Raw genomic sequence first — 21,006 nt, 5'->3', positions numbered from 1 at the left:
TACTAGTGAAGGTTATGGCGCAGATGGCCATGGTGGTTAACCGCGACAAATGCATTGGCCGCCACACTTGCTCGGTAACTTGTAAGCAGGCGTGTACCAATCGCTAACATAACGAATACGTGTGGTTCAACAACGTCGAAACCCGGCTGGGTGTTGGCTATTCGCGCACCTACGAGGACCAGGACTGGGTAGTGTGGGGGATGGGTGCGCGACCAAAAGGGCCGACTGGGGCTACGTTACGGCGGCCACTTGCTAAGCTGTTATGGATCTAGATAACCCCCAGCTTGCCTACTATCGACTACTATTGAGTCGTGGACTTACGCTACGGAAACCTGACGCAGGCACTGGCCGGGGACACTTTTCCGACGGTGCCACCGCGCAGCCTGATCACCGGCAGGACGATGAAGGTGTCTTTAGGCTCTATCGGGGACGATAATCTCGCGGGGTCGCCGTAGATCGTGCTCCATGACCCGATCCTGAAAAGGTCAGTGCAGAAGTCAAAGTTAAGCTCTAATAGAGCTTCATGTTTTACCTGCCGCGAATAGACGAGCACTGCCTGAACTGGTCGTGCGTGGCCTCGTGTCCGTCGGGGACGATGTATCAAGTGCATCGAGAATGGTGTTATGCTAGTTGACTAGGATCCCTGCCTCGGCTGGCGGATGTTCGTGTCTGGGTGTCCTTACAAGTAAGTTAGATATCTCAACCACAAGACCGGCAAGGTCGAAAATTCCACGTTTTGCTATCCGCCGCATTGCGGTCGGGTTACCGGCGGTGTGCTGAGGGAAGTGCCTGGGCCGGTTCCGATACCTTGGACGGTGCTCTATGACGTCGGTTGGGCGCTTGAGGCGGCGTCAGCGAAAAATGGCAAAGAACTGTACTGAGGTGTAACATCCGATCTTCATGAACTCACGCAGTCCCGAGGCCATTGCCGGTGTGCGGGCCCAGAGCATCTCTGCCGAGTGGGTCGAGGTTGCGTAGCGGTCGCTGTTATACGCACTGGTCAACACTTACCGTGTGACGCCGTTACTGCACGGAGTCCCGGGCTTATGCCGATGGTCTGGTACTTCCCGGCCTTGTTACCGGTGGTCTACGCGGACAGCCACGACGGGGAGGATCTAGGCAGCTTGTTCGGTGCGCTGGACGCACTGCGCATCCTGATGCAGTACCTGGTCGAACTGTTTACTGCCGGTTACACCGCTGTCGTTGAACGGGTGCTTCGACGGCGGGCGGCGATGTGATTCTACATGCGTCACATCAACCTGGGCTGTGAAACTCAACCGCACATGCCGCACCCTGTCGGCGTGTGCGAAGAGCAGGTATGGTAAATGTGCCGGCTGTTGATTATAGCGAAATATGATAAGCGCTAGGTTATTCTATTTTGGCGTCGTATGTAGCGAAACTGCCGGTAGCGACTGATTCTGCTTGGGGCCAACGAAATGAAGTGCTCAATTATCGTTTGACGGCAGACCGGGTATATATGAATTCGATCCCTTCGGCGAGGGCAGCAGCGCCCCGGTGCCAATCGCCATGGGGACTTTTCATGCCTTTGCAACAACGTCAGATTAGCGAAGCCGGAGCGACAGTTGGGCATGGGTGAGGGCGGTTATTCCCGAGTGAACTGTTCAACCGGGACGGCAACGGCATGCTCGCAGGCCTGTCTCCCGAGCCCGACACCGAAGCGGTCACATGAGAAGCTGCTACTAAGCGTCCGGGAATGTTCGAATGTCTGCACGATGTGGGATCGGCTGGTGTGGCAGTCAGCTTCGTTACTGTTGGGTCATATCAACGGGCCTGCGGCGGAGGTGCTGGAACGGACAGTCGCGGCAGTGCTTGCCATCGAGCCGATGGCCGCCGAGACAGATTACGTCTAGACTTTCGACATGCGCCGGCGCACCATCATGTACTGGACCGCCGGAGGCTCCGCAACCGAGGTTACGAAATGTTGAATTTTGTCAACGCCTAAAGGTATGCGGGTGTTGTGCTGCCACACGCCGAGGTTCCGGATCACTTGCCTTTCGTGCTGGAGTTGACTGCCCTTGTCGACTCCGACGTTGGGTGCCGGTTATTCACCGAGCATCGGGTTCCGATCGATGTGCTGCGGGACGGCCTAGTTGACGTCAGTTCGCTCTATGAACATCCCATTACCGAGTTCTGCGAGACCCTGACCGGCCGCAACCGATCAGGCGGTGTTCAGGGCGTAGCGCTTGGTGGAAGCCGGAAGCCGTTGGGTTGCAACCATTGACCTTGAGTGTGCCACCGAAGCGCAGATAGGAGGCTAACGTTGATGCACACGCAGTTACTCAAGATCTTCTGAGACGACGTGCTCTACGTTGTGCTGGAGATCACAGGGATTTCCACCTGGCGGTGTTATCACTACGATAAATTGACAAGTTCGCTAAACCATCCGTTCGTCTCAACGTGGTGAGTCCAAGTTGCTGTCGATTGGCAGTCCGATGTTTCATTTCGGCAGCTTGATGGTGAGCATGGGCCACGTCATGGGTCTGTTTATTCCAGAGTCTTGGATTGAGGTGCTTGGGATGAGCTATCACCTCTACCATCTAGATCGCTGCTGTTCGGCGCACCCGCCGGATTTGCTGCTCTGACCGGTATTGCGCTGCTGGTCGACCGGCGCCGCATTCGTGGCGCGGTGTTCATGGCCCCCACCCGCAAAGACAAGTTGATGTACCTAGTGCCGATGTATGCGCTTGCGGCCGGTCTGGGCTGCACTCTGATTGGGTGCCACGCACTATGGCGAGGTGCACGACTGCCGCCAGACAGTGTCGATCCGGTTTACGGTCGATTTAGATCCTGGACCCGTGCAGTGATCTGATGGAGTAGGCGCCTTGGTCCTTTACACGCGCACGTGCTAATCGCCCTCGCTTTGTGCGTCTGTGGCCTATACCCGGCTGGTGTACGCGTTTAGCAAGCAGATCAGCTATCTGTCTGCCTTGTATGTTGTACTGCAGTCGCGAGTTGGCTCAGAAGTACTTACTTGATCTGTGCAGCGCCGTGTCGTCCGTCTCGACTGTTAATCGCAGCCGCGACAGCGGATAGCCCAGGTTCGCTATTGGGCCTTCTGCGCTGGGTGGTGGTGTGGGGCCTGTCGAGCGGCCCGAATTGGGGGATTTCCGCCTGCGGGGTAGAGTCGGCAATCTGTACCTGCCACAATCACCGACGTGCCATTCCGCAATGTCGCCATCGTCGCGCATGTCGACCACGGCAAAACCACGCTGGTTGACGCGATGCTGCGGCAGTCCGGCGCGCTACGCGAACGCGGTGAAATCCAGGAACGCGTGATGGATACCGGTGACTTGGAACGGGAAAAAGGTATCACCATCCTGGCCAAAAACACGGCCGTACATTGCCACAATTCGGACGGTACGGTGACGGTGATCAATGTGATCGACACGCCCGGCCACGCTGACTTCGGCGGTGAAGTGGAACGCGGGCTGTCCATGGTTGATGGAGTGTTGCTGTTGGTCGATGCCTCCGAGGGGCCACTGCCGCAGACGCGGTTCGTGCTGCGCAAGGCGCTGGCTGCGCTTTTGCCGGTGATTCTGGTGGTCAACAAGACAGATCGGCCCGACGCACGCATCGCCCAGGTGGTGGAAGCCAGCTACGACCTGTTGCTTGACGTCGCATCCGATCTTGACGACGAAGCGGCCGCGGCCGCTGAGCGTGCGCTGGGCTTGCCGACGTTGTATGCATCCGGGCGTGCCGGCATCGCCAGCACCGAGCGGCCCGCTGACGGTGCGGTGCCCTCGGGCGACAACCTCGATCCCTTGTTCGACGTGCTGTTGGAGAACATCCCGCCCCCGAAGGGCGACCCCGAGGCGCCGTTGCAGGCGTTGGTGACCAACTTGGACGCCTCGGCCTTCCTCGGTCGGCTCGCTTTAGTCCGCATTTATAACGGCAAGCTGCGCAAGGGGCAGCGGGTGGCGTGGATGCGTGAGGTGGACGGACTGTCCGTCATCACTGACGCGAAGATCACCGAGTTGCTCGCCACCGAAGGTGTCAAGCGCAGCGCCACAGAGGAAGCGACAGTAGGGGATATTGTAGCCGTAGCGGGGCTGCCCGAGATCATGATCGGTGACACGCTGGCCGATCCCGAGCATGCTCATGCACTGCCGCGCATCACCGTCGACGAGCCGGCTATTTCGGTGACGATCGGCACCAACACCTCGCCCTTGGCGGGCAAGGTGTCGGGCCACAAGTTGACCGCGCGGATGGTTCGTGGCCGATTGGACGCTGAGTTGGTCAGCAACGTCTCGATCCGCGTGGTGGATATAGGCCGGCCCGATGCGTGGGAGGTGCAGGGTCGAGGCGAGCTTGCGTTGGCAGTGCTTGTTGAAACGATGCGTCGGGAAGGGTTCGAGCTCACGGTTGGCAAACCGCAGGTGGTCACCCGCACGATCGATGGCAAACTGCACGAGCCGTTCGAGGTGATGACGATCGACTGTCCTAAGGAGTTCGTCGGCGTGATCACCCAGTTGATGGCCGGCCGTAAGGGCCGCATGGAGGAGATGGCCAACCATGCTGTGGATTGGGTGCGCATGGATTTCATTGTGCCCAGCCGTGGCTTGATTGGCTTCCGTACCGACTTCCTCACCCTCACACGCGGCACCGGTATTGCTAACGCTGTGTTCGATGGCTACCGGCCGTGGGCCGGGAAGATCCGAGCCAGGGATACCGGGTCGCTAGTCTCCGACCGGTCGGGTATCATCACTTCTTTTGCTCTGCTTCAACTTGCCGATCGGGGCCAGTTCTTCGTCGCTCCTGGCCAAGACACTTATCAAGGCATGGTCGTTGGAATTAACTCGCGTCCAGAAGATCTCGATATCAATGTTACCCGTGAGAAAAAGCTGACCAACATGCGGTCATCGACCGCGAATGTTATCGAGACGTTGGTCAAGCCGCTCGAGCTGGACCTGGAGCGGGCGATGGAATTCTGCTCATTTGACGAATGTGTTGAAGTAACGCCTGAGATTGTGCGGGTGCGCAAAATCGAGCTGGAATCCACCGCTCGGGACCGCGGCCGGGCACGAGCTTAGCAGCAGCCAGTGTAGCCGGCGCTGTGCTAGCACACCGGGTCCGCTGGATCGGTGCTAGATACCCTGAAGGGCGTGCCGAGACTAGCCCGCCGCGTTGTAACTACGATGAGCGTGCTGATTTCACTGGTGGATCTGACGTTAGCGGCGTGCACCGTCAGCCCGCCACCGGCGCCGCAAAGCACCGAAACACCGCAAAGCTCACCACCGCCGCCGCGGATAACGCAGATCATCATGGGAATCGACTCGATCGGTGCTGGCTTCAACCCGCATCTGCTGTCCGACCTGTCGGCGGTGAACGCGGCGATCAGTGCGTTGGTGTTGCCGAGCGCATTTCGGCCGGCACCCGATCCCAACTCGCCCACCGGCTTACGTTGGGACATGGATCCGACCGTGCTGGTGTCCGCAGATGTCACCAACCAAAATCCGTTCACGGTGACTTACAAGATCCGGCCCGAGGCGCAGTGGACTGACAATGCCCCAATCGCGGCCGACGACTTCTGGTACCTGTGGCGGCAGATGGTCAGTCAGCCTGGCGTCGTCGATCCGGCCGGATATGACCTGATCACTGGTGTGCAGTCGCTCGAAGGTGGCAAGCAGGCGGTCGTCACCTTCGCGCAACCGTATCCGGCTTGGCGGGAGTTATTCAGCAATATCCTGCCAGCGCACATCGTTAAGGACGTACCGGGCGGTTTCGCGGCCGGGCTGGCCCGGGCGCTGCCGGTCACTGGCGGACAGTTTCGGGTGGAGAACATCGACCCGCAGCGTGACGAAATCCTGATCGCCCGCAATGACCGCTACTGGGGACCGCCCGCCAAGCCCGGGCTTATCCTTTTCCGTCGTGCTGGTGCGCCAGCCACGCTGGCCGACTCGGTGCGCAACGGTGATACTCAGCTGGCCCAGGTGCATGGCGGCTCCGCCGCCCTTGCCCAGTTGTCCGCAATTCCCGGGGTGCGAACTGCTCGGATTGTGACGCCTCGGGTCATGCAATTTACGTTGCGCGCCAACGTGCCCAAGTTGGCCGACATCCGGGTTCGCAAGGCGATTTTGGGATTGCTTGACGTTGACCTGCTTGCCGCTGTGGGTGCTGGCAGCGACAACACTGTGACGTTGGACCAGGCCCAGACCCGATCGCCGAGCGACCCCGGCTATGAACCGACCGCGCCACCGTCGCTGACCACGTCGGCGGCGATGGCGTTGCTGATCGCGTCTGGATTCCAGATCGATCCCACAACGTCGGCTTCGCCGATGCCCAACTCGCCAGCATCGGTGATTACCGGACCACCGGAAGTTATGCACGGCCGGATCAGCAAGGACGGCCAACAACTTTCGTTGGTCATTGGCGTCGCGTCGAACGACCCGACTTCAGTGGCCGTGGCTAACACGGCCGCCGACCAGTTGCGTAATGTTGGTATCGCAGCGACGGTGCTGGCGCTAGATCCGGTGGTGCTTTATCGCGACGCATTGAACGATAACCTGGTGGATGCGATCATTGGCTGGCATCAGGCTGGTGGAAACCTGGCGACGTTGCTGGCTTCGAGGTACGGCTGCCCCGCATTGCAGGTAACGGAATTATCGACCTCCAATGCACCGACGACCAGTCTTGTTGGTCCTACTGGGCCAATGCGGCCATCGACGCCGAGCAGCCGTTCGCCCGATCCCGGGGCGCTTGTTCGGGCTCCATCGAATCTCACCGGCATTTGCGATCATAGCATACAGGCGACTATCGATGCCGCGCTCAATGGCAGCAAGAACATCAACGACGTGATCACCGCGGTGGAGCCGCGATTGTGGAACATGTCGACCGTGTTGCCGATCTTGCAGGACACCACGATCGTTGTGGCCGGCCCGAGTGTGCGGAACATCAGCCTTTCTGGAGCGGTGCCGATCGGTATCGTCGGTGACGCTGGCCAATGGACCAAAATCGGGTCTTAGAAAAAATCGCACAAAAACTAGCTCAGCTAGTCCGTGCCGCGACCGTTGTGACTTTTGGCGGGAATCACGGCGTCGGCGAATATGGCTCGTAGCTCGGGTTCGTGAATGAACTGGTCTGTGATGTTCAGGCCGGGAAAGTCAGTTTGGTTGGCCCAGACGTCACTGTGCGCGGTAAACACCACCCGCAGGTTATCCCCTTGCCGACCTGACTGACACGCGGTTCGGGCAACGACGGTAGCATGTACCGCAACACGGTGTACACCAGGCCATGTTTGCTGGCTCAGCGGCAGTACAACACCACCGTGTCGGTGTGGGCGTGCGCCAGACCCCTCCATAATTAGTCCGTCGTACCCGGCTTCAGTTAGTTCGGCCAGCGTCGCCTCGTGTTAGAGGTCAAGTTCAAGAACCTTCGTTTCGCCGGCGGCTTCGGCCGACGTTTGGGGGTCTTTGGGTGGGCTGGGCCATTTTTCGATAGTAGCCGCTGACGTTCCTGTTTGCTGTTGTCGGATGCTGTAGCGCGTAGCGTTTGACATCAGTCAATGTGGGTAAAAGAGTATACCGAGTCATAAGTTGATTTTCGACGGTGTTCAGTAATCCGGTTAGGGTGCGTCCATGTCTGAGACGCCGCGGCTACTGTTCGTGCATGCCCATCCCGACGACGAAAGCCTCAGCAACGGTGCCACTATCGCACACTACACCTCGCGCGGTGCGCAGGTGCAGGTTGTCACGTGCACACTCGGCGAGGAAGGCGACGTCATCGGGGATCGCTGGGCGGAGCTCACCGTTGATCATGCGGATCAACTCGGCGGCTACCGAATCTTTGAGCTCACCGAGGCGTTGCGAGCGTTGGGGGTCAGCGCACCCATTTATCTTGGTGGCGCTGGTCGCTGGCGCGACTCTGGCATGCGCGGCACCGCGCCGCGGCGTCGTCAGCGGTTCATAGACGCCGACGAAAACGAGGTCATCGGGGCCCTGGTTGCGATCATTCGCGAACTGTGTCCGCATGTCGTGGTGACCTATGATCCCCGCGGGGGGTACGGCCATCCCGATCATGTCCACACCCACCTTGTCACCGCAGCCGCGGTGGCTTCTTCTGGCGTTACGACCGGCTTAGAGGTCGGTGCCGATGAATACCCGGGCAAGCCTTGGAGGGTACCGAAGTTCTACTGGTCCGTCTTCGCCCTCAGCGCATTTGAGATCGAGGTGAACGCGTTGCAGGGCAGCGATTTGCGGCCCGAGTGGACGATCCCGCCGCGTGAAGAGTTCGATTTCGGATACGCAGATGAAGACATAGATGCTGTCATCGAGGCAACTTCAGATGTATTTGCCGCCAAGACGGCGGCGTTGGCTGCACACGCTACCCAAGTCGTAGTTGGCCCGACAGGTCGGGCCTGCGCCTTGTCTAATAAGATGGTGATGCCGATTTTCGCGCAAGAGCACTATGTTCTTGCCGCTGGCTCCGCTGGGAATCGCGATGAGCGCGGTTGGGAAACTGATCTACTTGCGGGACTAGGTCTGGATGGATCTGATGCCCGGTAAGCTGTCACCCAGGTATCCGCGGAAGGAACTGGTATGGACCCCGACCTGCAGCATTGGCAGTACCGACTCGACAGTCGGCAGTGGGAATCGCATCGGTGCTCTCGCACGTCGACAGTGTCCCGACTTGACCGAAACCAAGCTACCCGCCGCGTCAGTTGACGTCAGCAGCGTGTCAGAGTCTGTCATTCGCGTCGTTGTCCTGGTGTTTTTGGCTGCCGATGGGATTTTCTCTGCATTAGTCGGGGCGATGCTGATGCCTCTCTATATCGGTTCTGTTCCGTTTCCCATCAGCGGGCTAATCAGTGGATTGGTCAATGCGACGCTGGTATGGGTCGCCACGCGCTGGACGAGGTCACCGCGGTTGGTTGCGTTGCCCTTGTGGATGTGGCTGCTCACCGTCGGGTTACTCAGCCTGGATGGTCCCGGCGGTGATGTCGTTTCGGGGCAAGGGGTAATGGCCTACGGAGCGCTGTGGCTGATTTTGTTGGGCGTTTTGCCGTCGGTGTGTGTACTTTGGCGGTGCAATCGCTACGGCTAATGGATCGGTGTGTAAATGGAGTGGTGGCAGCGGCGGGAGGAAACTAAGCATCCAGTTGATCTCAGCCTGGAGGAATTGGTTGATTGACTCCGTGGTGACTGTCCAGAAATTACTCAGCCCTTGACTGAAGGTGATTCTTCCGTTTAGCCAGTCGATTGGGTTTAACAAGGCGCTTTGTACCATGGACTCGAACAGGTAGTAGAAGAAGTTGATCCGCGGTACTAAGGTGCCGATCCAGGGCACCCAACCCACAACATAAGACAGTAGATTGACGCCGTATTGCACCCATGGTTCAACGACGAGGTAGAGATTCTTGATCGTGTTGCCGATCGGTCTAGTTGCTGTCGGCGCTGCCGCAGCGTTGGTCAGATTTGTCGGCTTTAGCAAGGCGTTTGCGGCTGCGGCGGGGCCACTGGCACCGCCGGTAGGTCGGCTTCCCGGCTCGCCTGGCGCCAGTCTGATGCGCGGCTGCTCCGCTAACGCTAAGGAAACCGAAGTGGGTGTTGCCGGTTCACCCGGCCCCGCTGTTGCCTAAAAGGAGATTCTTGATGCGTTCCGTGACGTTGGACCAGAGGCCGCCGGCCACCGTGTGATCGCCGCTGCCGAGCAACGGGTGCCCTAGTAGCAGCTCGGTGGGCCTGTTCACCGCATTTACCAGTGTCTGCACGGCGTTGATCTCGGCCGTCGCATACGTGCGGGCACTGGTGCTCACGGCCTGCGCGAACTGCTCATGAAACGCGGCCAACTGCGCGCTCAGCCGCTGATATCCCTGTGCATGCTGAGAAAACAGCGCGGTGATCTGCGTCGATACTTGTATCCGCGGCGGCCAGTATTCTGGTTCCTGGGGCCGTCGCTGCGGCGTTGACAGCGCTGAGCGTAGAACCAATATCTCCCACGTCCGATGCAGCGGTAACCAGCGCATTTGGTGTGGTGAGTACGAAAGACATCCCGTACCTTCCCCTCGTGCTTCCGCAACTGCGCGGCTATCGTCTAAGGAGTGTTCGATTGACCGAATCGTATCGCGATTTTCGGCTGTTTAGCGGAGATATCCGCAAAACGGTTAACCGAGCGCTCGTTGCGCGGTGATGACAGTGGGATACTCAACCGCGTGCCAGCTATGGCTTGGCGCTAGTGTTGCGAATATGTTTGGTACGTTGCGGATGAAATTTGACTGTAGGGAAGTTACACCAACGTGCCTCTGACTGAAGGCCAAGAGCCCATCGCTCTTTCTCTCCCTGTCGTTCCGCCCAAGCTCAATACGTCGGCGCTGCGACGGGTATTGCGGCGGGCTCGAGACGGCGTAGCGCTGAATATCGATGAGGCGGCCGTTGCGATGACCGCACGTGGTGAGGATCTGGCTGACCTTTGCGCAAGTGCGGCTCGGGTACGCGACGCGGGTCTCGAGACGGCTGGGCGACGTGGTGCAGACGGCCGGTTGTTGATCACCTATTCACGGAAGGTGTTCATCCCCGTCACCCATCTGTGCCGCGATAGCTGCCACTACTGCACTTTCGTCACCGCTCCAGACATGCTGCGCACCAAAGGTGCTGGGATGTACCTAGAACCCAACGAAATCCTCGATGTCGCTCGTCGCGGGAGTGAACTTGGTTGCAAAGAAGCACTATTCACCCTCGGTGACCGTCCTGAAGATCGCTGGGAGCAAGCGCGTGAATGGCTCGCCGAACGGGGTTATGACTCTACGTTGTCCTATCTGCGGGCGATGGCGATTCGTGTGTTGGAGGAGACCGGTCTATTGCCGCATTTGAATCCCGGAGTGATGAGTTGGTCGGAGCTCTCCCGGCTCAAACCGGTGGCACCTTCGATGGGTATGATGCTGGAGACGACGTCGCGAAGATTATTCGCAACGAAAGGCCTCGCGCACTACGGCAGCCTGGACAAAGACCCGACGGTGCGGTTGCGGGTGCTGACTGATGCGGGTCGGTTGTCTATACCGTTCACCACCGGCCTGTTGGTCGGCATTGGCGAGACGCTGGCCGAGCGTGCTGATACTTTGCATGAGATCCGCAAGTCGCACAAGGAGTTCGGGCATGTCCAGGAAGTAATCGTGCAGAATTTCCGGGCCAAGGAACACACTGCTATGGCTGCGGTTCCGGATGCCGGGATCGAGGATTACCTGGCAACCGTGGCCGTTGCGCGGCTGGTACTGGGTCCAGCTATGCGTATTCAGGCGCCGCCGAACCTGGTTTCGCGCGACGAGTGTCTCGCGTTGGTTACTGCCGGTGTTGACGACTGGGGTGGTGTTTCACCACTGACACCCGACCATGTCAACCCGGAACGGCCCTGGCCTGCTTTGCATGAATTGGCTGCTGTCACCGCGGAAGCCGGTTACACCCTGGTGCAGCGGTTGACTGCCCAACCCAAATATGTGCAGGCAGGTACCGCATGGATCGACCCGCGCGTGCGGGGTCATGTTGTGGCGCTGGCGGATCCGGTGACTGGCTTGGCTCGCGACGTCAATCCGGTGGGCATGCCCTGGCAGGAGCCCGACGATGTAGAATCCGCTGGTCGAATGGATCTCAATACAGCGATCGACACCGAGGGGCGCAACACTGAAATTCGTAGCGACCGCGACAGCGCATTCGGTGATTGGGAATCAATCCGTGCCCACGTGCACGAGCTGGCCGACCGTGCTCCGGAGCGCATCGATACCGATGTGCTTGCCGCTCTGCGCTCAGCTGAGCGTGATCCCGCCGGTTGCACTGACGGCGAGTATCTAGCGTTGGCTAACGCCGACGGTCCTGCCTTGGAAGCTGTTACCGCACTGGCAGATTCGCTGCGCCGTGATGTGGTCGGTGATGACGTGACGTTCGTCGTGAACCGTAACATCAACTTCACCAATATCTGTTACACCGGCTGCCGGTTCTGCGCGTTCGCCCAACGCAAGGGTGACGCCGATGCCTACTCGCTGTCTAGAGAGGAGGTCGCTGACCGCGCATGGGAGGCCCACGTCCAGGGTGCCACAGAGGTATGTATGCAAGGTGGTATCGACCCCGAGTTACCGGTCACTGGCTACGTCGATCTGGTGCGCGCCGTCAAGACCCGGGTCCCTTCGATGCATGTGCACGCGTTTTCCCCGATGGAGATCGCCAACGGTGTGGCCAAGAGCGGTTTTAGTATTCGTGAGTGGCTGATCAGTCTGCGCGAGGCTGGTTTGGACACTATTCCCGGCACTGCCGCCGAAATTTTGGATGATAAAGTGCGCTGGGTGCTAACCAAGGGTAAGTTGCCGACGTCGATGTGGATAGAGATCGTCACCACGGCCCATGAGGTGGGGTTACGCTCTTCGTCGACCATGATGTACGGCCATGTCGACGGGCCACGCCACTGGGTGGCTCACCTACAGGTCCTGCGCGCCATTCAGGATCGCACCGGTGGCTTCACCGAATTTGTGCCATTGCCTTTCGTGCACCAGAATGCGCCGTTGTATCTGGCCGGCGCAGCGCGTCCGGGGCCCACTCATCGTGACAACCGTGCCGTGCATGCCCTGGCGCGGATCATGCTGCACGGCCGTATCTCTCACATTCAAACTAGCTGGGTGAAGCTTGGCGTGGAGCGCACGCAGGTAATGCTTAACGGGGGCGCCAACGACCTAGGCGGTACGTTGATGGAGGAGACGATCTCGCGGATGGCCGGTTCTGAATACGGTTCCGCCAAGACCGTCGCCGAGTTGATCGCGATCGCGGAGGGCATCGGCCGCCCCGCCCGCCAGCGCACCACCACTTACGCTCTGTGAGCGGCGTAATCTTTTATCCGTGAGGGCGTGTGTTCTCCCGCAAGCGGGAGGTGTCTCAGTCCGGCGACGTGACGTGAAGGCGATATTTGGCGCACCTTCGTCGTGAAGTGGGAGACCACCAGCTGCTAAGCGGTTGCTGAGTGGCTCAGTAGTTGTTGCAGGTACCAGCTACCTGCTCAACCAGGTCGAAGTATTGCGCAGCCCCAGCATGACTCTCATCTGCTGGGCGATCTGCGCGTGTTGCAGTGGATCTGCGGATGCGATCCTCGGCCTTAGCAGCTAGTGCTAGCGCCACACTGCTCAGAGTGGCAGCCAATTTGGCTAAAGACCTACCCATGTGGACGCCTTCCCCAGGTAGTGCATCGCCAACAAGACGGCGACGGGCATCTACCTAGTGGTTGCCGTCTGTGATCATGGCTACCAGCTCTCTCTTGACTTACTGCCAATGCAAGAAATATCGGCGCCCGCGCTCCGGACGTGATTATCTGCAGGTCGGTGGCTTGTTGACGTGGTTTGTGGTCAGCGGAATGGGCGCCTACGCTAGAGGCGGGTCGCTAGCTCTGTGCTTTGCATGATGGTACGCTTTGCGTTAGGCTCCGCGGCAAAGGCCGCTCCTCCGATGATGTGTAGGTCGATACCTGCAGTTCTTAGTGCATTTTCCAGATCGCGGACCGACTCCTGGTCAGCCCGGAGTACCACATTGTCAACTGCGAGCAGTCGTGGGTGCTGCCGGTTCGGTTCGGAACTGGATGTACAGGCCGTCGTCGGTGATCCGCTCGTAATTTACTGGAGAGTTGTGGCACGCCTTTGGCCGTCAACGATGCTCGGTGTATCCATCCGTTGGTTTTGCCGAGCTGTTTGCCCTGCGAGACTTTGCTGGGTTGCAGCAGATACAATTGATGAGCGGGTTATGTGGGCGCCGGGGTAGTCAGCGCGCCGTGTGTTTTTCAGATCTGTAGCGTCCATTCGACCTTCCACGCTTTGAGGTCTTTAGAGTCTCGGGTAGGTGATTGTTCGGTAACCAGGAGTTCGCTGATGTCGAAGCTGATGCTTCAGGGGCCGACCACCGCCACAGTCTGTACCAGTTTGTCCGACCGGCTTGCTGCTCATAATCGCTTCGGCGTGGGTTATTACCATTGGATGGGTCGATGCTAAGGGGGATGGCCAGAATGCGTGGCGTCAATCCGTTAGTCAGCACGACAACTTCGTACCCCGTCACGTCGACCGGCCGACACCCGAATGCTCAGCCGCAACACTATGCCGTGTTTGCCCAGCATTGTTGTGACGTACGGGCTGGTCTCATTAAATTCCTGTTCGCCGGTAATGTGGCGGGCCATGTCGAACTGGCCGCCGATGAAATCATTGGCCTCGAACAGTGTTACCTGGTGCCCGCGCTGGGCGATGTTTACGGCTGCGGCCAGTCCGGCCGGACCAGCCCCGACGACAGATACTGAGCGGGCGTGCCAGGCCAGGGACAGCACTAGTTGCGTTTTTCGCCCGACGCGAATGTTGAGCAGGTATCTTCTATTGCCCATAATGTCGACTCCGTCATAACTGGCCTCGCGAGCCAGTTATGCGCAGCGAGCGAAATAGGCGACCATTGCTTCAATGCCTCGACACGACGGCGCTCGTGGTCGGGACGGGTTGATCGGCGACTCGATTGACGACGTGCTGACCGAAAATGCTTGGTAAGCATAACGTTCTGCGTGCAAGATTTCGGCGCCCGATTCCTGGGTAGGTATGGTGACACGACGATGCCGGCGGGCTTGTGAGATGGAAACCGTTTCCGACGCGAACAGCAGTAGCCAGCTGGTGCGGTTCGATGCGTCGTCCCCGGTAATGATCAGTCAGACCTCATTCGTGCTAAGTGTGCGGCGAATCGATCAATATGGCGAGTTCGGTTTTCCAGCCCAGTATACATCGGACCCATGACCACCCAATTGCGCAACATGTTAAAGATCAAGGGTCAACCGAAACAACAAGGTTGGTAGGGATGCCACTGCTGGGAGAGAATTTTTATTCATGGCGTCCGTTGGAGTCGTCCGGAGTGCCTGAACCACCTAGTCGAACAGATCGATCATGTTGTTTTCAGCTCGGATGTCGCTGCGCCGTTTGACGGCGACCCAGCGGCCCATCTCGGCCTTGTCTCTGTTGATGTCGGGTTGGTCGCGCTGGGTGACTTTTGTAGGTGTGTAGCAAACGATCGAATCGACGCGCCAGTTCGTAGCCTGGGCTAACTGTGCTCGCACAACTAGCTCAAAATCGCGTAGGGCAGCCCCACTCGGGAAGCATAAACAAATCGTAACGAACGGCGCTGTGCAACTACAGTACCTAGACTCCTGGGAAGTGTGACGGTTGTGCCCATTGGTTGACGTGTATGTGCAACGTCTAGTATCAGTAACCGAACGCTTTGTCCGGAAAAGTGGCTTGCACATGCCGTGGCGAGGCGAACAGCAGCCCACACCAAAGTACGCGGAGGAGATGTCTGTGACGTACGTGATAGCCGAACCTTGTGTTGACATCAAGGACAAGGCGTGCATTGAGGAGTGCCCGGTCGACTGCATCTACGAAGGCGCTCGGATGCTGTATATCCATCCTGACGAATGCGTTGACTGTGGGGCGTGTGAACCGGTCTGCCCGGTCGAAGCGATCTATTACGAAGACGACGTGCCTGAACAGTGGAGCCAGTACACGCAGATCAACGTCGACTTCTTTGTTGAGTTGGGCTCGCCGGGCGGTGCGGCGAAGGTCGGTATGGCCGAACATGACCCGCAAGTAGTCAAGGACCTGGCGCCGCAAGGCGAAGGCGATTGAGCCGGGCGGCGCTGGAGGAGCTAGCAGGGAGCGGTGCGTCCTCCTGCGGGCGAGTGTCGACTACCCTACCGGTGTTTCCCTGGGATACCTTGGCCGACGCGAAAGCCGTTGCCGAAACTCATCCCGACGGCATCGTCGACCTGTCCGTTGGCGCTCCGGTCGATCCCGTAGCACCGCTGATCCAAGAGGCTCTTGCTGACGCGAGTTCCGTAGCGGGATATCCCGCTACGGCCGGCACCGCGCGGCTGCGTGAGGCGGCTGTGGCCGCCTTGGACCGCCGCTACGGCATCACCGGACTCACTGAGGCGGCCGTGCTGCCTGTGATCGGCACCAAGGAACTGATCGCCTGGTTGCCGACCTTGCTGGGTCTACGCGCCAGCGACGTGGTTGTGGTGCCGAAATTGGCGTATCCGACGTATGGTGTCGGCGCCCGGTTGGCTGGAGCACAGGTGCTGCGTGCGGACTCGTTGACCCAGCTGGGCCCGCAGCCCCCGGCGTTGTTTTACCTCAACTCCCCGAGCAACCCGACCGGCCGAGTACTCGGCGTGGACCACTTGCGCAAGGTGGTGGAATGGGCGCGCAATCGTGGTGTCGTGGTGACTTCTGACGAATGCTACCTGGGTTTCGGTTGGGACGCCGAGCCGTTATCGGTGCTGCACCCTTTGGTCTGTGACGGTAACCATGCCGGGCTGCTGGCGGTGCACTCGCTGTCAAAGAGCTCGTCGTTGGCCGGGTATCGGGCGGGTTTTGTCGCCGGCGATCCGGACTTGGTTGCCGAGTTACTGGCGGTGCGTAAACACGCCGGGATGATGGTGCCGACGCCGGTGCAGGCAGCCATGGTTGCCGCCCTTGGGGACGATGCTCACGACCGCGAGCAGCGAGACCGTTACGCGCGTCGAAGGGATGTTTTGCTGCCCGCGGTCGCATCAGCCGGTTTTACCGTCGACCATTCCGAGGCCGGCTTGTACCTGTGGGCCAGCCGTGGTGAATCTTGTCGGGATAGTGCTGCGTGGTTCGCCCAGCGTGGAATCCTGGTGGCGCTCGGCGAATTCTACGGTCCTGATGGTTGTCAGCATGTGAGGGTGGCTCTGACCGCCAGTGATGAGCGGATCGCCGCCGCCGTTGCGCGGCTCAGCTAGATCACCGGAGCAACGCCGTGATGTTTGCCTTGTCGATCTGTCTTTAGTGCTTTCGACGTTTTGTTTTGAAAGAGTCTGGGGGCAGACGGCAGAATGCATCTGAGGTGTTTCGTCATGCCCAACCTTGGGTGAGGAATATGGTCGTGACATCTTCGGCTGGCAAGCTGCACATCTTGCTGTCGTTTGGTGATATAGCCGAGCGTATCGTCCTGGGCAAGTCACTAATAACCGAGGACTGGAGATCCAAGAAATTGTCTAACAATTTTGCGCTTGAGGCACTTTTACCTGCTGGTGCAGATCGCAGCGGCCTCTCTGCCGATCGGCTATGTGGTCATAGTGGTGGTACACTCAGCGGCAGGGACGGTTGCGGTGGTGCCTGCGATCTCTGTGTTGGGTCCCTATAGCCTGGACATCATCGTCAGTTCGGTACTGCTTTTCATCTGTTACGCGCACCTGCACGGCCTGCGTGAAATGTGAACGCCGTTCGGGGGTAGCTACTTATGCGTTCATCTTTATGGACACCTTGACAATCGTGGTCAGTGTCATCTGCGAAATAGTAGGGGGAATTACCGACATAACTATTCGCATCAGCTGGTCGTAACGGTACCGGTGCAGCAGGGGAGCGGGTTGGTGATGGGCGCGACGATCTAGACCTTGTTGCGTGAGTTCGCTAACAGAGGTTCGTAACTGGCCAGTGTTGAGGCGATCTCCAATACGGTTGATTGCTGACGAAAAACACAGGTCCTCAACGCGAGCTGCGTTCTCACTGTCATTGATGCGGTACTTGGATTCTTGCTGGCTGGTGTTGTGTATCTGGTGTTTGTTACCCACACAACACCGTATGTCGATGAATATCCACTGGTTTTTGTTGCAGGTTGTCCGTGTGGTCTTTGACAACTGGGTAATCGCCAACATCTTCTATGGCCTCGTCCAGATGGCATCGGCTGCCATTTTGTTCACCGATGCAAACGCCAGTTTTAACGAATTCCCAGCGCTAGCTATTAGTGGTTATTTCTTGCTGGTTTGGTTTTGTGTGGTTGAGGGGTGTGGTGGGTTATGTGGTGGGGATCGGTGGTGTGGGTTGTGTTGGTGGTTTAGGGTTGGTCGCGGCGTAGGTGGGCTGCTTGCAAGGGCCGCCGAGTAGTTGGTGTTGGTCACCGGCCGCGACATCGAAGCTGGCGATGCTGGGGGTGCGTCTGGTGTGGCGGGTGGCCGGGGATCAGTTGCGCTTTTCTGGTGATGTGTTAGCCCGCCACGCGCACAAGTCACCAGATCACGCCGTGGATGGCTTTTATCTTCCTTCCGCGGTCGATCCCCACAAAAAGTCAAGTACTGCCCTAGGCTAGAGCACCGCCGTACGCGTCATCACCGGCTGCGAGGTCATCGACGAACTGTGAAACCAACACGGCACCAACACAGCCGGGGGCACACCGGCTGGCCGAGGGCCGGTGAACAAACAGACACCCCACAGCCATAGCATGCACCCGAAAGCGCCCCCAACACCCAGCGCCAACAAGATCTAGGCTAGCCCACCAAACTCCCGACCGTATCGGCCAGCGATGGCACACCAGAACACTACTTCACCTGCCACCTATGAAACCGACCAACAATTCCTGCCACAAACACCAACACCCCCGGCCACCACACAACAACAACGCTTTAGTCAGCGCTGTCGAACTTGCGAGCTCGTAGTGCGCGTTTCACCGTAGCCTGGCCCTCCAGCACCAGTCGGCGCAAGGCCGGTGGTACCCCGGACTCCGGGGCTGCTAGGAACTCTTCAGCAGCGGCGATCCCGGCGTCGCTGATGTCCCAGTGAGGATACAGGCCGATCACCACCGTTTGCGCCACTTCGCTAGATCGCCGTGTCCAGACACCGGGTATCGCAGCGAAGTAGCGCGCGGTGAACGGCTTGAGTAGCTCACCTTGTCCTGGTGCGACGATGCCCGCGATTATCGCCCGGCCTGCGGCGTTAGCCAGGGTGTCATCCTCGACCACCGTAGTAAACGCCTTATCCTTAACGTCGGACTGTGGCCGTGCTGCTGCGGCTTGAGCGCCGTGACGCTTGCCGGCGGCCGTCGGGTCACGTTGCATCTCAGCGTCGATCCGCGGTGTCTGCGGCCCATCGGCATCGAGAACCCCGGCGGTGGCGAGCGCGGTCACGATGCGCCAGCGCAGATCGGTATCGACCTGCACACCAGGCAATCCTAGCTCGGTGGGGTCACCGTCGAGCAGGGCAGCCAATGTCTGCACATGCCGGGGCGACAGCACCGATGAGCACAGCGTGTTGATGAAGGTAAGCTGGTGATCCGATCCGGACGCTGCAGCGCGCGCCAATTCCAAGATCCGGTCAGCGAACTGCGGCCAGCCGTAATCACGCGCCCAGTCCGGATCGGCATATGAGCCCAGCGCCGTTTGCGCCTGCATTAGCAGCCGCTGTGCCACCCCGACCTCGGTTTCGGCATGCACGGCACCTGAAACCAGCGCCACGAAGTCGCGGGCACGCAATTCGGCTTCGCGGGTCATCTCCCAGGCCGCTGACCACACCAGAGTGCGTGGCAGCGGTTCGGCGATGTCGGCGATGCTCTGCAGCGCGGTTTGCAGCGACTGGGCATCTAGCCTCAGTGAGCAATAGGTCAGGTCGTCATCATTGACCAGAATCAACTTGCCCTGTGAAACGCCAACCAGTGCAGGTACTGCCGTTTCTGGACCCTCGATGTCGAGTTCCTCCCGATGCACCCGCACCAGTTTGTCGGCTTCCCCGCAGTCGTCGTAGATTCCGACCGCTAGCCGGTGCACCCGGGTCTCACCCGTACCCGGTGCGGCACCGCTTTGCATCACCGAGAACCGGGTGAATTTGCCGTCGGCGTCGACGTCGAAATCTGGCCGTAGAATGTTGATCCCAGTGGTTTTCAGCCACTGCTGCCCCCAGTGCGACAAGTCACGTCCGGAGGCGTTTTCCAGCGCGGCAAGCAGATCGTCAAAGGTGGCATTGGCGAATGCGTGGTTGCGGAAGTAGTTGCGCAGCCCGGCCAGAAATTGCTCTAACCCAACGTAAGCCACGAGCTGCTTCAATACGGAGGCGCCTTTAGCGTAAGTGATTCCGTCAAAGTTCACCTCGACTGCAGCCAGGTCGGGGATGTCGGCTGCGATCGGGTGCGTCGATGGCAGTTGGTCCTGGCGGTACGCCCACGACTTTTCCACGGTGGCGAACGTCGTCCAAGCCTCGGTGAACTCGGTGGCTTCACTTTGACACAGCACCGATGCAAAGGTCGCGAACGATTCATTCAGCCACAAGTCGTCCCACCAGGTCATGGTGACCAAGTCGCCGAACCACATGTGCGCCATTTCGTGTAACATTGTCTCAGCACGTCGTTCATAGGACGCTCGGGTGACTTTGCTGCGGAAGACGTAGTCTTCGAGGAATGTCACTGCGCCGGCGTTTTCCATTGCTCCGGCATTGAACTCAGGAACGAAGAGCTGATCGTATTTGCCGAACGCATACGGTAGGCCAAAGTGCTTGTGGTAGAAGCTAAATCCCTGCTTGGTCTGTGTGAATAATCGCTCGGCGTCCATGAATTGTGCCAGCGAGGCCCGGCAGTAGATGCCCAGCGGGATTTCACCGTGTTCGTCCTGGTAACTGGCGTACCAGGCGGCGTATGGTCCGGCGATCAACGCCACCAGATAGGTGCTCATCCGCGGAGTAGTGGCGAAGGTGTGTGTCCCCTCGGTGATGTTGATGCACACGCTATTGGAGATCACCTTCCAGTGCTGGGATGCGGTCACCTGCACCTTGAAGGTGGCCTTCAGGTCCGGTTGGTCGAAGCAGGCGAACATACGCTTGGCGTCAGCGGTTTCGAATTGTGAGTACAGGTAGATCTCGTCGTCTACGGGGTCGACGAAGCGATGTAGGCCCTCGCCAGTGTTGGAGTAGCGGCAGTCGGCGTCGACGACGACAACGTTGCGATCGGCCAGTCCAGGTAACGGGATACCGGTCGATTCGTCGTATCCGGAAACGTCGAGTTCGCGGCCGTTAAGTGTGGCACTGTGTACGGTATCGGCAGCAATGTCAATCACGGTGTCGGCGCCGGCTAGTGCGTCAAACACCACCGTGGTGGTGGAGTGGAACGTGCGGTCGCTGGGGGCGCCGTCGGTGAGATCGAGGTTGATTTGGTAGCTGTCGACGGTGATCAGGGCGGAGCGTTCGACAGCCTGGTCCCGGGTGAGGTTTGGAAGGGCCAC

The 21,006-nt window shown here is 59.2% G+C and carries 14 protein-coding genes and 6 pseudogenes; 13 read left to right on the top strand and 7 right to left on the bottom strand.

Annotated elements, in window-relative coordinates; all coding sequences use genetic code 11:
- The first annotated feature begins 5 nt into the window (after positions 1-5).
- From MLPF_RS10065 to MLPF_RS10045, 5 genes and pseudogenes are all read left to right on the top strand, one after another.
- Positions 6-1,690 (top strand): annotated as a pseudogene (locus tag MLPF_RS10065) (4Fe-4S dicluster domain-containing protein).
- Positions 1,691-1,733: 43 nt separating this feature from the next.
- Positions 1,734-2,271 (top strand): annotated as a pseudogene (gene narJ, locus MLPF_RS10060) (nitrate reductase molybdenum cofactor assembly chaperone).
- Positions 2,272-2,320: 49 nt separating this feature from the next.
- A pseudogene (locus MLPF_RS17640) lies at positions 2,321-2,996 on the top strand (respiratory nitrate reductase subunit gamma).
- Between the two features lie 180 nt (positions 2,997-3,176).
- Positions 3,177-5,051: a translational GTPase TypA gene (typA, locus tag MLPF_RS10050; RefSeq protein WP_045843198.1), complete on the top strand. Its 1,875-nt coding sequence runs from the start codon at positions 3,177-3,179 to the stop codon at positions 5,049-5,051.
- A 105-nt stretch (positions 5,052-5,156) separates the two neighbouring features.
- Positions 5,157-6,983 carry an ABC transporter family substrate-binding protein gene (locus MLPF_RS10045; RefSeq protein ID WP_162196928.1) on the top strand — a complete coding sequence of 609 codons (1,827 nt, stop codon included), beginning with the start codon at positions 5,157-5,159 and terminating at the stop codon, positions 6,981-6,983.
- 26 nt (positions 6,984-7,009) lie between these two features.
- On the opposite strand, the gene MLPF_RS10040 is transcribed toward MLPF_RS10045, so the two are convergent.
- A complete protein-coding gene (locus MLPF_RS10040) occupies positions 7,010-7,318 on the bottom strand; it encodes a hypothetical protein (protein WP_052696449.1) in 309 nt (102 codons plus the stop codon).
- Positions 7,319-7,595: 277 nt separating this feature from the next.
- Between MLPF_RS10040 and mshB the strand changes: the two genes are divergently transcribed.
- The 3 genes from mshB to MLPF_RS10025 all read left to right on the top strand — a co-directional run bounded on the left by mshB (position 7,596) and on the right by MLPF_RS10025 (position 9,595).
- Positions 7,596-8,522: an N-acetyl-1-D-myo-inositol-2-amino-2-deoxy-alpha-D-glucopyranoside deacetylase gene (mshB, locus tag MLPF_RS10035; RefSeq protein ID WP_045843197.1), complete on the top strand. Its 927-nt coding sequence runs from the start codon at positions 7,596-7,598 to the stop codon at positions 8,520-8,522.
- A 52-nt stretch (positions 8,523-8,574) separates the two neighbouring features.
- On the top strand, positions 8,575-9,060 hold the full coding sequence (locus MLPF_RS10030) for a hypothetical protein (protein ID WP_045843203.1): 486 nt from the start codon (positions 8,575-8,577) through the stop codon (positions 9,058-9,060).
- Between the two features lie 313 nt (positions 9,061-9,373).
- On the top strand, positions 9,374-9,595 hold the full coding sequence (locus MLPF_RS10025; protein WP_156147123.1) for a hypothetical protein: 222 nt from the start codon (positions 9,374-9,376) through the stop codon (positions 9,593-9,595).
- Here MLPF_RS10025 and MLPF_RS15820 read toward each other — a convergent pair.
- A pseudogene (locus MLPF_RS15820) lies at positions 9,572-10,007 on the bottom strand (PE family protein). The gene MLPF_RS10025 and the pseudogene MLPF_RS15820 sit on opposite strands and share 24 nt — an antisense overlap.
- 245 nt (positions 10,008-10,252) lie before the next feature.
- On the opposite strand from MLPF_RS15820, the gene MLPF_RS10015 reads away from it, so the two are divergent.
- Positions 10,253-12,814: a bifunctional FO biosynthesis protein CofGH gene (locus tag MLPF_RS10015; protein WP_045843196.1), complete on the top strand. Its 2,562-nt coding sequence runs from the start codon at positions 10,253-10,255 to the stop codon at positions 12,812-12,814.
- A 145-nt stretch (positions 12,815-12,959) separates the two neighbouring features.
- Here the strand turns inward: MLPF_RS10015 and MLPF_RS10010 are convergent, their stop codons facing one another.
- The 3 genes and pseudogenes from MLPF_RS10010 to MLPF_RS10000 form a co-directional block, all read right to left on the bottom strand.
- Positions 12,960-13,151 (bottom strand): hypothetical protein, encoded by a 192-nt coding sequence (locus MLPF_RS10010; protein WP_045843195.1) that lies wholly within the window; start codon positions 13,149-13,151, stop codon positions 12,960-12,962.
- A gap of 203 nt (positions 13,152-13,354) precedes the next feature.
- A pseudogene (locus MLPF_RS10005) lies at positions 13,355-14,765 on the bottom strand (FAD-dependent oxidoreductase).
- 109 nt (positions 14,766-14,874) lie between these two features.
- Entirely contained in the window at positions 14,875-15,063 is a 189-nt protein-coding gene (locus MLPF_RS10000) for a hypothetical protein (protein WP_045843194.1), read from the bottom strand.
- Between the two features lie 238 nt (positions 15,064-15,301).
- Here MLPF_RS10000 and fdxA point away from each other — a divergent pair, with 238 nt between their 5' ends.
- The 4 genes and pseudogenes from fdxA to MLPF_RS09980 all read left to right on the top strand — a co-directional run bounded on the left by fdxA (position 15,302) and on the right by MLPF_RS09980 (position 18,113).
- Positions 15,302-15,628: a ferredoxin gene (gene fdxA / locus MLPF_RS09995; protein ID WP_045843202.1), complete on the top strand. Its 327-nt coding sequence runs from the start codon at positions 15,302-15,304 to the stop codon at positions 15,626-15,628.
- Positions 15,629-15,681: 53 nt separating this feature from the next.
- Positions 15,682-16,767, top strand: coding sequence for a succinyldiaminopimelate transaminase (gene dapC / locus MLPF_RS09990; protein WP_045843193.1), 1,086 nt, complete (start codon positions 15,682-15,684; stop codon positions 16,765-16,767).
- Positions 16,768-16,910: 143 nt separating this feature from the next.
- Positions 16,911-17,335, top strand: a pseudogene (locus tag MLPF_RS17635) (hypothetical protein); the annotation flags it as partial.
- Between the two features lie 547 nt (positions 17,336-17,882).
- Positions 17,883-18,113 (top strand): hypothetical protein, encoded by a 231-nt coding sequence (locus MLPF_RS09980; RefSeq protein WP_237817102.1) that lies wholly within the window; start codon positions 17,883-17,885, stop codon positions 18,111-18,113.
- Here the strand turns inward: MLPF_RS09980 and MLPF_RS09975 are convergent.
- Both MLPF_RS09975 and pepN read right to left on the bottom strand, forming a co-directional pair.
- Positions 18,110-18,280, bottom strand: a complete 171-nt coding sequence (locus tag MLPF_RS09975; protein WP_237817104.1) for a hypothetical protein — start codon at positions 18,278-18,280, stop codon at positions 18,110-18,112. The two genes, MLPF_RS09980 and MLPF_RS09975, sit on opposite strands and share 4 nt — an antisense overlap.
- Before the next feature lie 146 nt (positions 18,281-18,426).
- The gene (gene pepN, locus MLPF_RS09970) at positions 18,427-21,006 is read right to left on the bottom strand and encodes an aminopeptidase N (RefSeq protein ID WP_237817162.1); all 2,580 of its coding nucleotides are present in this window, start codon (positions 21,004-21,006) and stop codon (positions 18,427-18,429) included.

This window comes from Mycobacterium lepromatosis, assembly GCF_000975265.2.
Taxonomy (GTDB): domain Bacteria; phylum Actinomycetota; class Actinomycetes; order Mycobacteriales; family Mycobacteriaceae; genus Mycobacterium; species Mycobacterium lepromatosis.
This window is presented reverse-complemented; position numbering and strand designations above follow the sequence as displayed.